The sequence below is a fragment of the Butyrivibrio sp. LB2008 genome, from assembly GCF_000621565.1.
Taxonomy (GTDB): Bacteria; Bacillota; Clostridia; order Lachnospirales; family Lachnospiraceae; genus Butyrivibrio.
The window spans coordinates 328,085-344,276 of record NZ_KK211306.1 but is presented as its reverse complement, the minus strand read 5'-3'; the positions used below and the strand labels follow the sequence as shown (position 1 = coordinate 344,276).

8 protein-coding genes and 1 riboswitch are annotated in these 16,192 nt (G+C 43.2%); all 8 genes read left to right on the top strand.

Annotated elements, in window-relative coordinates; all coding sequences use genetic code 11:
• The first annotated feature begins 256 nt into the window (after positions 1-256).
• Positions 257-342, top strand: a riboswitch (ZMP/ZTP riboswitch).
• Positions 343-571: 229 nt separating this feature from the next.
• Positions 572-1,279, top strand: coding sequence for an IMP cyclohydrolase (locus T356_RS0114130; RefSeq protein WP_035781192.1), 708 nt, complete (start codon positions 572-574; stop codon positions 1,277-1,279).
• A gap of 92 nt (positions 1,280-1,371) precedes the next feature.
• A complete protein-coding gene (locus T356_RS0114125) occupies positions 1,372-2,550 on the top strand; it encodes a phosphoribosylaminoimidazolecarboxamide formyltransferase (protein WP_026515041.1) in 1,179 nt (392 codons plus the stop codon).
• Positions 2,551-3,805: 1,255 nt separating this feature from the next.
• Positions 3,806-5,311, top strand: coding sequence for a MocR-like pyridoxine biosynthesis transcription factor PdxR (pdxR, locus tag T356_RS0114115; protein ID WP_242846617.1), 1,506 nt, complete (start codon positions 3,806-3,808; stop codon positions 5,309-5,311).
• Between the two features lie 103 nt (positions 5,312-5,414).
• Positions 5,415-5,960: an ECF transporter S component gene (locus T356_RS0114110; RefSeq protein ID WP_026515038.1), complete on the top strand. Its 546-nt coding sequence runs from the start codon at positions 5,415-5,417 to the stop codon at positions 5,958-5,960.
• Between the two features lie 13 nt (positions 5,961-5,973).
• The gene (locus T356_RS0114105) at positions 5,974-6,537 is read left to right on the top strand and encodes a TIGR01440 family protein (RefSeq protein WP_026515037.1); all 564 of its coding nucleotides are present in this window, start codon (positions 5,974-5,976) and stop codon (positions 6,535-6,537) included.
• 212 nt (positions 6,538-6,749) lie between these two features.
• Positions 6,750-8,897 carry a GGDEF domain-containing phosphodiesterase gene (locus tag T356_RS19580; RefSeq protein ID WP_051563454.1) on the top strand — a complete coding sequence of 716 codons (2,148 nt, stop codon included), beginning with the start codon at positions 6,750-6,752 and terminating at the stop codon, positions 8,895-8,897.
• Between the two features lie 43 nt (positions 8,898-8,940).
• On the top strand, positions 8,941-12,480 hold the full coding sequence (locus T356_RS0114095) for a PD-(D/E)XK nuclease family protein (protein ID WP_026515036.1): 3,540 nt from the start codon (positions 8,941-8,943) through the stop codon (positions 12,478-12,480).
• Entirely contained in the window at positions 12,470-16,189 is a 3,720-nt protein-coding gene (gene addA / locus T356_RS0114090) for a helicase-exonuclease AddAB subunit AddA (protein ID WP_026515035.1), read from the top strand. The genes T356_RS0114095 and addA overlap by 11 nt, the downstream gene beginning before the upstream one ends.
• The last annotated feature ends 3 nt before the right edge of the window (positions 16,190-16,192 follow it).

Below are 16,192 nucleotides of genomic sequence, written 5' to 3'. Positions count from 1 at the left end.
GTGTGTTTGAAGTGATTTATCTGTGAAAAATTGAAGAAATAGCAAAAAAACACAGATAGAAAAGTATGTGTGGAGCGATTTATCTGTGAAAATGTAAAATAACAAGTGTTATGAGGCGGAAAAACACAGATAGAAAAAGTGTGTATGAGGCAATTTATCTGTGAACATGAAAAAACAGCTGTTTAGAAGTAAAAATATCATAGATAAAAAGCAGGATTCTTTTCCTTGATTTTTTGGTGGTAAAAGTGTACGCTATATGTGTTCATACAACTGGCGGATAAGTGGGTAACCACATGGGAGTATGGAAATATATTATGAATGTCGACCGCCTGGGCAACCGCTTTTGTGGATGCTCAGGCGGTTTTTTTTAAGTAATCACTAGGTTCGGTATTTTCGAACCGTAGTGTACTACTTAGTTCCGGCGAGCGAATGCGAGAGCGGAACTTCCTTTAAGTAATCACTAGGTTCGGTATTTTCGAACCATAGTGTACTACTTAGTTCCGGCGAGCGAATGCGAGAGCGGAACTTCCTTGTTACAAGCGAGTTCAGTGATATATACGGAGGAAAAGAAATGGTAGATTTGAAGCAGGAAATTTCACGCACCACATACCCGGGAAGAGGTATCGTTATCGGCCTTACAGCTGACGGCAAGAAGGCAGCATGTGCTTACTTCATCATGGGAAGAAGTGAGAACAGCAGGAACAGAGTATTTGTTGAAGACGGAGAGGGAATCCGTACACAGGCATTCGATCCTTCCAAGATGGAAGATCCAAGCCTTATCATTTATGCACCTGTACGTGTTCTTGGAAATTCAACAATCGTTACAAACGGTGATCAGACTGATACAGTATATGACCTTATGAAAGAGGGCAAGACATTCGAGCAGGCTCTTCGCACAAGAGAGTTCGAGCCCGATGCTCCCAACTACACACCTCGTATTTCAGGTATCATGAACGTTGAGGGCGGCAAGTATGACTTTGCAATGTCTATCTTAAAGAGCAACAACGGTGATCCTTCATCATGCCAGAGATTTACATATTCATATGAGAATCCCAAGGCAGGAGAGGGCTATTTTATCCATACATATATGAAGGATGCAAATCCGCTTCCCAGCTACGAGGGCGAGCCTACACTCGTAAATATCGAGGGAGATATCGATACTTTCACAAACAATGTATGGGAAGCTCTTAACGAAGACAATAAGGTATCTCTTTTCACAAGATTCATTGACATCGAGACAGGCAAGTACGAGACAAGGATCATCAATAAGAACAAGTGATATAATATCGCAAGTTTTATTTGTAACGCGCATGATTGCACGTTTTTAGAAGGAACACGGTAATTCGGATATCATATAACAGGAGAATCAATATGAACGAAATCGAACTTAAATACGGATGTAACCCCAATCAGAAGCCTTCAAGGGTTTATATGGAAAACGGAAAAGATCTTCCCATAGAAGTACTTAACGGAAGACCTGGATATATCAATCTTCTTGATGCTTTGAATGGATGGCAGCTTGTTTCTGAGCTTAAGAAAGCTACAGGACTTCCGGCAGCAACATCATTCAAGCACGTTTCACCTGCAGGTGCCGCTGTAGGAACACCTCTTTCAGATATTGAAAAGAAAATCTACTGGGTAGAGGATCTTGGCGAGCTTTCACCTCTTGCAAACGCTTACGCAAGAGCCCGCGGAGCTGACAGAATGTCATCATTCGGAGATTTCATCTCACTTTCTGATGTGTGTGACAAGGACACAGCAATGCTTGTAAAAAGAGAAGTTTCAGACGGAATCATTGCTCCCGGCTACACAGATGAGGCGCTTGAGATACTTAAGGCTAAAAAGGGCGGAAACTACGCAGTTATCAAGATTGACGAGAACTATGTTCCCGATGCGATTGAGAAGAAGCAGGTATTTGGTGTTACTTTTGAGCAGGGACACAACTTTATCGAGATCGGTGAGGATATGCTCACAAACATCGTTACAGATAACAAAGAGCTTCCCGAGTCTGCTAAGATTGATCTTATCATTGCACTTATCACACTTAAATATACACAGTCCAATTCAGTTTGCTACGTAAAGGGCGGACAGGCTATCGGTATCGGCGCAGGCCAGCAGTCAAGAATCCACTGCACAAGACTTGCAGGTTCTAAGGCTGACAACTGGTTCCTTCGTCAGGCACCTCAGGTTCTTAACCTTCCTTTCCTTGATAATATCAAGAGACCTGACAGAGACAACGCTATCGACCTTTACATCGGAGCAGATTACATGGATGTTCTTGCAGACGGCAAGTGGCAGAACATCTTCAAGGAGAAGCCCGCTGTATTCACAGAGGCTGAAAAGAGGGCATGGCTTGACAAGAACACAGACGTGGCTCTTGGATCGGATGCATTCTTCCCCTTCGGAGACAATATTGAGAGAGCATTCAAGAGCGGTGTTAAGTATGTTGCACAGCCCGGCGGATCTGTTCGCGATGACAATGTTATCGAGGCAGCAAACAGCCATGACATGGTAATGGCCTTCACAGGACTTCGCCTTTTCCATCATTGATAAACCTCCCCGCGGATTTCGTTTTCCGCGGGGATTTTTTATTTGATAGGAAATTCCTATCAAATAAAAAACGCTCCGCTATGGATGCGACCGATGCGCAGAAGTATTATGCAAGCTAAAGCTTGCGCGCATCGGCGCGCAAAGAGTTGATTTGCAATTCTTTGTTCTAGCGGACGACCTGTATGGCTATTTGGCACAGCCGCTCCGTCGGTATCTACTTGGAAATGCTTGTGTACGTCTGCGCAGTGATTTTTCATGAATTTATAAAAGCAGGAACCGCTGACTTTCACGTTGTTCAGAGCAGTCATCGGTTCCTGCTTTTATAAATTCTGAATCATCTTGCTCGTTCGAGAACAGCGCATTTCCAAGCAGATACCGGCGGGGCGGCTGTGCCAAATGGCCATACAGGTCTGTGCGGTTATAGAAGAGCACCTGTGCAAATTTTACGTGAGTCGTTACGGTTTTCAGCGGAATCTCACGTAAAATCTTTACATTTCTAGTTCAAGTCTACGTGAGCTACTCCGATTTTTTACAACATCTCACGTAATAAGTTTCCAATTTCAGGCAATATTTACGTGAGTTGCTTTGATTTTTTACAGGGACTCACGTAGAAACTTCTGAGTTATGTGTAGAAGCTGTACGGTGCGAAACCTGGAACATGTACCGCACAGGATTATAGCGTAGAAGCTGTACGGTGCGAAAACAGGAACATGCACCACACAGAATCATTGTGTAGAAGTTGTACGGTGCGAAAACAGGAACATGCACCACACAGAATCATCGCGTAGAAGCTGTACGGTGCGAAAACTGAAACATGCACCGCACAGGATCATCGCGTAGAAGCTGTACGGTGTGAAAACTGAAACATGCACCACACAGAATCATCGCGTATAAGCTGTACGGTGCGAAAACTGAAACATGCACCGCACAGGATCATCGCGTAGAAGCTGTACGGTGTGAAAACTGAAACATGCACCACACAGAATCATCGCGTATAAGCTGTACGGTGCGAAAACTGAAACATGCACCACACAGGATCATCGCGTAGAAGCTGTACGGTGTGAAAAAGAAAACATGCACCACACAGAATCAGTGTATGGATGAAATTTTACGTGTATCCCTCTGATTATTGGCATGGCTTCACGTAAGACGTTTCCTTCGGCATTTTCGGAGGGATAATGATTGTGTGCAGGTGACAGCTTTAACTTATGAAACGAAAAGGGCTTGACCTCGTTTCATAACTCTGGAGTGATAAATGATTATCGTTGCACATTTTTTCAACGATAATGCGGATTCGTTTCAGACATCATGCAACGATAAGTGGTTATCGTTGCAAAGTGAAAATGATTCATATTATAGTATATCTATGCTTACGTACGATTTTTCGAAGGGGGAAGGCCCCTTATATCAAAAGCTGTACAACTTTATAAAGGATGATATTGCCAAAGGAGTTCTTTTGCCCGGGGAGAAGCTTCCGTCTAGGAGGAGTTTGTCGGAAAACCTTGGGATAAGCACGGTTACTGTGGATAATGCTTATGACCAGCTTGTGGAAGAGGGGTACATAGAGGCGCTTCCCAAGAAGGGATATTTCGTTGCGGAGACTTTGACGGTTTCTTTTCCTCAGGAGAAAAAAAGTGGTTTCAAGATAACGGCGAAGAAGGCGAAAGATGAGTATGACTTTGACTTTTCGCTTAGCCGTCCGGCGGCAGAGTCGTTTCCGTTTTCGGTATGGGCGAAGCTTACGCGTGAGAATGTTGCGGGCAGAAGTGACAAGCTTTTGGAGGTGTCTGAGAGTAACGGAATATACGAGCTTAGGGAGGCTATTGCGGGACATCTTGCGTCGTTTCGCGGTCTTAACGTATCGCCGGATCAGATTGTTGTCGGTGCAGGAACCGAGTATCTCTACGGTCTTATAATCAAGCTTCTTGGAAAAGATAAGAAATACTGCGTTGAGGATCCCGGCTATCGCAAGATAAGCCAGATATACGAAGCGGAGGGGGTTGAGCACGCTTTCGGTAAGCTGGATGACGCGGGACTTCTCGTCTCAGAGCTTGACAGGACGAATGCCGATATTGCGCATATCAGCCCTACACATCACTTTCCAACGGGGATAACAATGCCTATAGGAAGACGAAACGAGATAATGGCGTGGGCGTGCGAGAAGGAAGGCAGATATATTGTTGAGGACGACTACGACAGTGAATTCAGGCTTCGCGGCAATCCGATCCCGCCGATGCTTAGCATGGATACGGCGGAGAAGGTCATATATATCAATACTTTTTCCAAATCACTTACTTCGACCATCCGAATCGGATACATGGTGCTTCCCGAGCATCTTGCTGAGCGCTTTTATGAAAAACTTTCCTTTTATTCGTGCACTGTTCCGACATTTGATCAGTACAATTTATCGGACTTTATCAAAAAAGGCTATTTTGAAAAGCACATAAACAGGATGCGCCACCAGTACACAAGGAAGCGTGAGCGTGTTCTTGAGATAATAAAAAGAGAGCTTGAGGGCGTGGATTACAGGCTTATCGAGAATGATTCGGGGCTTCATTTTATCCTGCAGCTCTTTATAAAGCACACGGATAAAGAGCTTGAGAATAAGCTTAAAAATAACAGGATAAAGATTTCTGCAGTCTCGGACTACTGCATGGAAACTCCCGATAAGCAGCTGCAGGGACGGTTTATAATTGATTATTCCAATCTTGATCTGGGTCTTTTGCCCGGTGCATTGCAAACTTTAAGATCATGCTTGTGAAATGTGGTATTAAAAAATAAAATAGAATTATATATTATAAAAATACCAGCAGAGTGTTATATTTTATCCTGATTTTAAAGAATAGCTAATGGTGGAGAAAGATATGACTCAGACACAGACAAACAGCCTTAAGAACCAAAATCATGTTAGATGGATAACTCTGACGGGGCTTTTCATGGGACTTAATATTATCATGTCAAGCTTTGGAATACCTGTTCCGGGAGGACATCTGTATTTATGTGACCTTATTATATGCACTGCAGCTCTTTTGCTAGATCCCGTTGCAGCGTTTGTGGTGGGAGGAATAGGATCATTCCTTGGAGACCTTCTCTTTTACCCGGCACCAATGTTCGTTTCGCTTGTGACACATGGGCTTCAGGCGGCAGTTATTTCATGCATGGTAAGCTCTAAGCTTGGGAAAGACAAGAAGACGCATTTTATGATTTCCGTTGTTGCAACGCTTATAGGCGCTGTTATAATGGTTGTTGGATATACACTTGGAAAGATATATGTATACAGTACGTTTGAATATGCAATGATAAAGCTTCCGTACGAGATAGCGCAAGCTCTTTTGGGAGTGATCGGTTCACTGTTCATATGCTACAAACTTGGGCTTATGAAGATATTCAGGCGAATGGAATTTGAATAAAGAGGGTAAAAAAATGGATTTTAAAGAGATAACAGATCAGAGCAGACAGGCAGTTACAGAAATACTTGAGAAGGCGAATCTTACGCCCGGTTCAATATTCGTGGTCGGATGTTCATCAAGCGAGATACTCGGAGACCAGATCGGAACCGCTACAAATCTGGATTCTGCAAACGCAGTTTTTGACGGAATCGTTCCTGTGCTTGAAGAAAACGGCATTTTTATGGCTGCACAGTGCTGCGAACACCTCAACAGAGCGCTTGTGGTTGAAAGAGAGACCATGGAGAAATACGGCTTTGAACAGGTCAATGCAATTCCTCAGCCAAATCACGCCGGCGGAGCTTTTGCAACCGTATGTTATCAGAGATTCAAGAATCCTGTGCTCGTAGAGTCAATAAACGCCAGAGCAGATGCGGGTATAGACATCGGAGGAACCATGATCGGAATGCACTTGCATTCAGTTGTTGTCCCAATGAGAATCTCCCTAAGAAAGATCGGCGCCGCCCCCATAATATGCGCCCGCCATCGCCCCAAATACGTCGGCGGTCAAAGAGCCATTTACGACGAGTCACTCATGTAACGAAGCGAGGGGAGCGAAAGCGTCCCTGAATCGTTTGTATACTACTATCTCATATCCCACCGCTAAAGGCACCAATAACATCTTAAATTACTGTAAATATCAATTATTGTGCAAAAAGATATGTTATAATGTTTATAATTGTACGATAATTGATATTTTTGTTTGCGTTAATACACTGTCAGGCTACACCACTTGGAGGCTATAGATACGTTATGAAGCAAATGGAAGATGTTATGTCTATCGAAGAAGCCAATCATATTGATGAGCTTACCGGCCTGCACAATCTAACAGGCATTTTGGAACATCTGCAGGGGCATGATAAATACTCTGCTTCTGCAAACACGATCATTATCTTTATCAATGTCATGAATTTCAAAGTATTCAATCAGAAGTACGGCTTCGCCGGAGGTAACGACTTCTTGAGAGGCATGGCATCTGAACTTCAAAAAATATTCCCTGATGAACTTATTGCGAGAATAGGCGGAGACCAGTTTATCGTTCTTGGAAATTCCATTATTGAAGAGGAAATTCTCGAAAAAATGGAGGAATTCAGAGAAGCCGTACATAATTATGAAAAAGGCCTTAAGATGAAAATCAAGGCCGGTATTTATCGTGCCAAGGGAAATGAGGACGATCCCGTTATCATGGTTGACAGAGCCAAGATGGCATGTGATGACATCATCAGAGTATATGACAGGGATAACAATTTTTATACTGAGGAATTGGACAAAAGAAATGAGCTTAGACAGTATGTTATAGATAACTTTGAGAATGCCTTCAAACAGAGATATTTCCGGGTTTATTATCAAAAAGAGGTAAGATCCATAACAAGAAAAGTATGCGGATATGAGGCTCTTGCAAGATGGCTCGATCCTAAATACGGGATTATCTCACCTGCGGTTTTTATTGAGGTTCTTGAGAGTGTCCATCTTATTCACAGACTTGATATCTACATGATAGACCAGGTATGTTGTGACCTTAGAGATGATATAAATTCGGGATATGAAGTGGAGCCTATCTCTGTCAATCTCTCAAGGCTTGATTTTGAACTTTGCGATATTATGAGCGAGATCGATAAGTGCAGGGAAAGATATGATATTCCCAAGAAACTCCTTCATATCGAGGTTACGGAGAGTGCGATCGCAGCGGGAGCGGACTTTTTGGGTAAGCATATCAAAAAGTTCAGGGATGCCGGATATGAAGTGTGGATGGATGATTTTGGCGCCGGATACAGCTCTTTTAACAACCTTAAAGACTATGATTTTGATGTAGTCAAGATTGATATGGGATTCTTGCGTGAGTTTGAGACAAACCAGAAATCCAGGATTATTCTGGCTTCGATAGTACATATGGCAAAAGAACTCGGAATACATACACTTGCAGAGGGCGTTGAGACGGAAGAGCAGTATGAATTTCTTTTGAAAATAGGATGCGAGAAGATGCAGGGATACCTTTTCGGTAAGCCAAAGCCTGTTTCTGAATTTGTAAGAAATGTCGATTGCAGCTCCGAAATCAGCGAAGAGTTTGAGTACAGCAGTTATTATGATGATATAGGAACTGTAAATTTCCTGAACAACACACCTCTTAGACCCAAAACGATGGAAATCATGATAAAGCTTCCCATCGCGATAGCAGAACTTTGCGAAGATAAGGTGAGTTTCATTTATGCAAATGAGGCATATATGGAGTTCATAAGGGAAATGGGCGCAAGTGATATTGAGGAAGCAAACAGGATTGTGCATTCTTCTGAAGTTGAGGATACAAGAGGACTTTCCAAGATACTGAAAATGGCTGAGGGATCATATAACCAGAGAAGCGAGGCGGATCTTGTACTTAATGGAAACGTGGTCAATACAAAAGTGCGATTTCTTTCAAGGCATGGCGATAAGGCCGCATTTGCACTGGTTTCAAGGAATATTACCGCCGAGAAGAGTGCACATACCATGGATGATTACAGCGCGCTGGTCATGCATTTGATGAATCTTTACAATCGTATCGATGTATTTGACGAAGATGGAAATATTGAAAATGTCTTTATTAACGGAAACCAGAAGGCTATTACCGATGTTGAGCGCAGGACGGCAATAGCAATCGAAGTGTATTCAAATATGCATATTGCTGAGCCTGAAAGAGAACGGTTTAAAGCATTTTTCGATATGAACACGGTTCATGACAGAATAAGTAAGTCCGGTCAGCAATATCTTATTGACTACTACAAATCTGTGATTCCGGGAGAAGAAGGCAGAATCTTGATGTACATCATTCTTCCTTTCTTTTATAATGGTAAATGGAGATTCATTGCGGCTTGCAGGTACATTGATGAACTGAATGAGCTTGTAAAAGAGATGTCGCAGTTATGATATGCCGTAATGAAAATAGACAGATAGAGGTGGCATGCGATAAATGCTTAGGTTTTGTTTTGGGGCATCCGGTGCGGGGAAGAGCACAGGATTGATAGAAGAAATAATTAAAAGAAGTTTTAATAACACTGATACTGATTATCTTATCATAGTACCGGATCAGTTTACGATGCAGACGCAGAAGGATGTGGTAAGGATGCATCCTTCACATGCCATAATGAACATAGATGTATTGAGCTTTGGGCGACTTTCACACAGAGTGTTGGAAGAAACGTCTAAAAGCTCTTTTTCTGTGCTTGACGATGTGGGTAAAAGTCTTGTACTTAGGCGAGTAGCCGATATTCTCGGGGACAGACTTCCCATAATAGGCGGAAATATGCACAAACTCGGCTATATTGATGAAGTTAAGTCGATAATATCAGAGTTTATGCAGTATGGAATAGGGGATGACTCTCTGAAACTGCTTGAGGAAAAGAGCTCATCCAAGGCAGCCCTTAATTCCAAGATAAAAGATCTTCGCCTTCTTTACAGCGAGTTTCTTCGCTATATCCAAGGAAAATTCATAACTACAGAAGAAACACTTGATATTTTATGCAAGGCAATCCCACAGTCTTCGCTTTTAAAAGATTGCGTGATCGTATTCGACGGATTTACCGGCTTCACACCTATTCAGTACAGAGTTATAAAAGAGCTTTTAAGAGTTTCACAGGAAGTATGTGTATCTCTTACAATAAGCCCGAATGAAAATCCATATGCCGGATCTTTTGAAGAGCAGGAACTGTTTATGCTCACCAAAAAGACTGTGCGTGATCTTGAAAAGATAGAGTATGAGCTGTGCAAGGAGACAGGCGCGATTGCGAACGGAAGTCTTGATTTCGAGGCCTGGAGAAATATCAGAAATACAGAAATGAGCGGTAAAACCGAAGGTGGGGACATCTTTATCAAAGATGAGACGGTAATGAGGCTTAAGGACAATCCGCCGCTTGCTTTTCTGGAGCAGAATCTATTCAGATACAGTTCGCACAAATATGGTGAGAAACAAGCTTCGATACAGATATTTGAAACCCAGACAGCAGAAGAGGAAGTTCGAAGGACAATGATAAAGATCCGCGAACTTGTCAGGGAAGAGGGATATGCCTACAGAGATATCGCGGTAGTATGCGGAAATCTCGGTGCATATGCAAATCTGGTCAAAAGAGCTGCGAGAAAATTCGACATTCCCGTATATATCGATCAGAATACGGGACTTCTTTTGAACCCTTTTATTGAATATATTACAAGTGCCATAAACATAGCTGTTTCAGGTTATAGATATGAAGATGTATTTCATTACATGCGAAGCGGAATGACCGGTTTTTCCAAGGAAGATACCGACATTCTTGAGAATTACGTGAGGGCGCTCGGAATAAAGGGACAGAAGCAGTGGGAAGACCGCTTTATGCGCAGAATGCCTACGAAATTTAAGAGAAAGAAAAGTGAGAGCGACGACAATGAGCTTGAACTTATCGAAAAGCTTGATGGCATGAGAGCGCGCATAAGTTCTGAGTTAAAACCTTTGTTTGAGGCAAAAGAAAGAACCGCCGCGGAGATGACGGATGCACTTATCAGAATGATAGAGGAGAATGAGTGCAGCAAGAAACTCGAGCTCTATAAAGATAAGTTTGATAAGTTCGGAGACAGGGAGAAGGCAAAAGAGTACAATCAGGTTTATCAAAAGGTTATGGATATTCTTAAGCAGATCTCCGCGCTTATAGGAGATGATAAGCTTGATCTAAAGGAATACAAGGATATCCTGAAGGTCGGATTTGGAGATATCGAGGTTGGAACGATTCCGCAGGATGTTGACAGAATCATAGTCGGAGATATCGAGAGGACAAGGCTTCGTGAGATTAAAGCTCTGTTCTTTATGGGAGTTGTGGATGGCTACATCCCTTCCAATGCAGGTGGCGGAGGAATTCTTTCTGATATGGACAGACAATATCTGACGGAACTTGGCACAGGTATTGAACTTGCGCCTAATCCGAGGCAGCAGATGTATATTCAGAGATTGTATCTTTATATGAACCTTACCAAGCCCACGGACAGGCTGGTCTTATCTTATTCAGAGCTTGGAAATGACGGAAAGAGTGTGCGCCCTGCGTATCTGATCCCGAAGATAATGTCTCTTTATGAGGGCATGGAGGTTGAAAGGCCCGAGGATGCACCTTTTGAAGAGCAGGTTTCATGCGTTAACGACAGCCTGGATGACCTTGCGGGGATGATGAGGGAATACTCACTCGGAATACTGGGAGATAAGAAAAAGACTGAGCTTTCGACTCTCTATGAGATTATCGGAAGGAAGTATGAAGATAAAGATTTTTTGAAAAAGCTGACAGATGCAGCATTTAAGCATTATGAGGACAAGCCGCTTGCCAAGAATATTGCGCTTGCTCTTTACGGGGCAAATCTTGAGAACAGCGTGAGCAGGCTCGAGAAATTCGCCTCATGCTGCTATGCGCACTTTTTGCGTTACGGAATGGGACTTTCAGAGAGAAAAGAATATGATTTTGCATCGACTGATCTTGGAAATGTCTTTCATGAAGTGCTTGAAAAGTACACGAGCGAGATCATAAGCAGGAAGATCTCTTGGAAAGACTTGCCCAAAGAAGAATCTGACGAGATATTAAATCGAGCTTTAACAGAATGTGTCGATGCTTACGGAGAGACTATATTATTAAGTAACACGCGTAATGAATTTATGGTCGAGCGCATAAAAAGGATACTTATACGAACGGTCGATACGCTTAAATACCAGATTTCAAAGGGAAGTTTTGAACCTGCATATGTCGAGATGGATTTCAGGGAAGCCGGTAATATTGATGCGATCAATATAGCTCTCACCGAAGATGAGAAGAAAAAAATAGTTGAGCGAATGAAACTTCACGGAAGAATTGACCGAATCGATCTATGCGAAGACTCGGATCATGTTTACGTTAAGGTAATCGATTTCAAATCCGGAGGAAAGAAACTCAGTATCGCCTCGTTATATTACGGCCTTCAGCTTCAGCTTGTAATGTATATGAATGTTGCGACCGCTGCGAGTAAGAAGATTTTTGGCGGAAAAGAAGCTGTTCCTGCAGCAATCCTTTATTATCATGTGGATGATCCCATGGTAAGCGGTTCGGGAGATTTACAACCGGATGTTATCAATAGTGAGATAATAAAGGCACTCAGAACGACCGGATTGGTCAATGAAAACAGAGATATCATAAACATGCTTGATAGCAGCATAAACGGTACGTCTGACGTTATTCCCGTCGGGTTTAACAAGAACGGAGATGTAACGGCGGCTTCGAGTACCGTTACAAATGAGGATTATTCCGCTATTACAAGATATGTCGATAAGAAGATACGCGAATTTGGCAGGAATATCCTAAACGGAGATATAAAGATAAATCCGTATGAGATGGATGGAAAGGGAGCTTGCAAGTACTGTGAGTATAAGGGAATATGCGGATTTGATGAAAAGATTCCGGGATATTCAAGAAGAAAGCTTGATCTGGACGACAAAGAAGCAATGGAGTTTATAAGAAATGAAAGTTGAGTTTACTGATGAACAGAAGGCGGTAATAGAAGCCAGAAAATGTAATGTATTGGTATCGGCAGCCGCCGGCTCGGGAAAGACGGCTGTTCTTGTTGAGCGCATTATACAGATGATATATGAAGGAGTTGATATAGATCATCTTCTCGTTGTTACTTTTACCAAGGCGGCAGCGTCTCAGATGAAGGAGAAGATCACTCTTGCGATTCAGGAGAAACTTGCGGGCGATCCTGATAACGGACACCTTCAGAGGCAGGAGACACTCATACATAATGCGCAGATAACTACTATAGATTCTTTTTGCCAGTACATTATTAAAAATAACTTTAATTTTATAGGGCTCGATCCTTCGTTCAGCGTGGGAGACGAGGGTGAGCTCAAACTTCTTCAGGAAGACGTGATGCGGAATATGCTTGAGGAAGAATATACCAAGGCCAAAGAAGGTGACAATGAAGATTTTCTTTATTGTATGGAATATTTCGGCACGGGAAGCGACGATAAGGCGGTCGAAGAGTACATAGAAAGACTCTATCGTTTTTCTGTGAGTATGCCCTGGCCCGAAGTTTATATCAACGAAAGAGCCCTTGATTATGATATTTCGGGGAAGAACTTCGACGATCTTGAATGGGTAAAAGAGTGCGTTGTATCGGTCAAAAGAATCCTCTTAGAAGCGCAGGATAAACTGAGTACGGCTCATGAGCTTACTCTTTTGCCTGACGGACCGTACATGTACGGTGAACTTCTCGAAGCAGAGGCTGAGATGGTTGGCCGGGCTGCAAAGTACGATTCGTATGATGAACTGTATGACGCGGTGAGAGGGATTTCTTTTGCCAGACTCCCTTCGAAGAAGGATGACAGCGTCTCTCCTGATAAAAAGGAGCGCGCGAAGGAGCTAAGGGACAAAGTTAAGAAGGACATCAAGAAGATAACGGAGAGCTATCTGGTGCTTACTTCCGATATGGTGGCAGAGCAGATGAAACTGTGCGACAGGGCGGTCAAGGAGCTTTGCAGATTGGCAATCCGCTATAAGGAGCTTTTTGATGAGAGGAAAAGGGAAGAGCGGCTGATAGACTTTTCCGATATGGAGCATTTTGCGCTGAATATCCTTATTGATTATGAGACGGGAACGCCGACGCGTGTCGCCATGGAATACAGGGAATTCTTTAAAGAAGTTTTAATTGATGAGTATCAGGACAGTAATGCTGTGCAGGAACTTATACTTCAGGCAATTTCCGGTATAAAGGCGGGATCTTCCGAGAGGTTCATGGTTGGCGACGTAAAGCAGAGTATTTATAAGTTCAGGCTTGCAAGGCCTGAGATCTTTATGAAGAAGCTTGCAAACTACAGTAAAGATGCCGGCGCAAGCGACAGGAGAATCGATCTTCACAAGAATTTCCGAAGTCGTGAAGAAGTTCTTGAGGGAACGAATTATATCTTTAGGAAGATAATGGGCGAAGATCTGGGCAAAGTCGAGTATGACAAGGATGCGGAGCTTGTTACTGGTGCCGCTTATCCCGAGCCTTCTTTTGACATGACACCGGAACTTATATTGATAGACGATCCCGAGGGCAAAAAAGAAAATGAAGCATATGCGATAGGAAACAGGATTCGCGAGCTTATGCGTGAAGATCCGGAGCTTAAGTTCAAGGATATTGTAATTCTCCTTAGAACAAACTCGGGATGGGATGATGTGTTTAAGAAGGCGCTTGAGGAACAGGGGATTCCGTCCTATATAGAGTCAAAGAGCGGATATTTCAACGCGTGGGAAGTATCTGTGATGCTTGATGTTCTGAATGTTATTGATAATCCTACGGTAGATATTCCTCTTGTTGCGGTTATGCATTCGCCTGTCGGCGGCTTTACGGATGAAGAACTGGCTATTGTTAAAATTACACTTAATAAAGATGAAAGCGGTATTTTGGGCGAGTCTTTTTATGAAGGAATAAAGAGACTTTTGCGCATAAATCCTGATGTTTTTGAAAATCAGGCGTTACTTAATAAGCTTAAGGATTTCGTCTCTCTTATAGAGGAACTGAGGGAGATATCCGCATATACACCTGTGCATGAGCTTTTGGAGTATATCATTGATGTCACGGGCTTTGAGCTTATCGTGAGTGCCATGCCTGCGGGAAATCAGAGAAGAGCGAATATAGAGCTTCTTTTGTCCAAGGCTGAAAGCTTCGAGAAGACAAGCTTTAAGGGATTGTTCCACTTTGTAAGATACATTGAGCATATCAAGGTTGTGCAGGACTACGGCGAAGCTGGAATGATTGATGAGAATGCCGATGTTGTCAGGATTATGAGTATACATAAGAGTAAGGGCCTTGAGTTTCCGGTTGTTTTCCTGGCGGGATTATCCAAGCAGTTTAACAAGGGAGATACTAAGGGCAATCTGATTGCGGATATGGATCTCGGCATAGGTGTAAAGTGCATTGATTCTAAGCTAAGATTAAGATCCGAGACTTTAAAGCGAGTGATCATCGCGGACAAGATGAATACCGATAATCTCGGTGAAGAGCTGAGGGTTCTTTATGTTGCACTTACAAGGGCAAAAGAGAAACTTATAATGACTGCATCGGTCAAAAAGCTTGCCGACGATCTTGCAAAGGAGCTTAAGCGCCAGCCGGAGCTTGCGCACGGTGCTTCTATGGGAAAAGAACTTATGCCTTTTTCTGTAAGGCTTTCGGCTTCGTGCTATCTTGATCTTGTTTTGCCTGCACTTATAAGACATCCTGCTATCAGGGATATCGCGGAAAAGTATGGATTGTCGGAGCTTATCACTGATAAGTATATGGATAGTGAAGACAGCGTACCTAAATTTGCGATTAAGTCAGTGAGTGTCGATGACATTGCTTCTTATGATGAGACTGAGGGTGTGAAAGGTCTTTTGCGCCTTGACGGAATCGAGACTTATTATGACAAGGAGCTTGCCAAGATAATTGAAGCCAGATTTGATGCGGCATATGGCTATGAATATTTAAAGGGATTGTATACCAAGACCACCGTTACTGAGCTTAAAAAGCATATTCTGGAAGAGGCGGGCGAGCACTTCACCAAAGAGGAAGATTACGGCGCGGAGTATGACACGGGTGAGGAAGGTGCGGTTCCTTCGGCTGAACCGGGGGAAGGAGCAAGTGCCGCTGCCTTAGATACGGCGGTTGCAACTGCGAAGGCAGGAACCTCCGGAATGACAGGCTCAGAGCGAGGAACCGCGTACCACAGAGTTATGGAGCTTCTTGATTACAGTGTCGGAAGCGGAGAAAAAGAGCTTCGCATGTGGCTTGACGGTCTGGTTAAAAAGGACAGGATAGCGCGTGCGTCTGCGGATTGCATAAGACTTCGGGATATAGCTACTTTCCTTGGCACAGATCTTGGGCAGAGAATGGCAACTGCATTTAGCAAAGGGCAGCTTATGCGAGAGAAGCCTTTTATGATGGGCGTTCCCGCAAGTGAGCTTGACAGTAAGTTCCCTTCTGAGGAGCTTGTACTTGTTCAGGGAATCATCGATGCGTGGTTCGTGGAAGGTGATGATATTATCCTTCTTGATTACAAGACAGATCACGTCCGAAGCGCAGACGAACTGGTAAAACGCTACAAGATACAGCTCGATCTGTATAAAAGAGCATTGGAAGCCGCAACCGGCAAGAAGGTCAAAGAGATTTATATTTATTCTTTTTCTCTGGGACAGGAAGTAGCCCTGGGGCGTGGTTAGTGG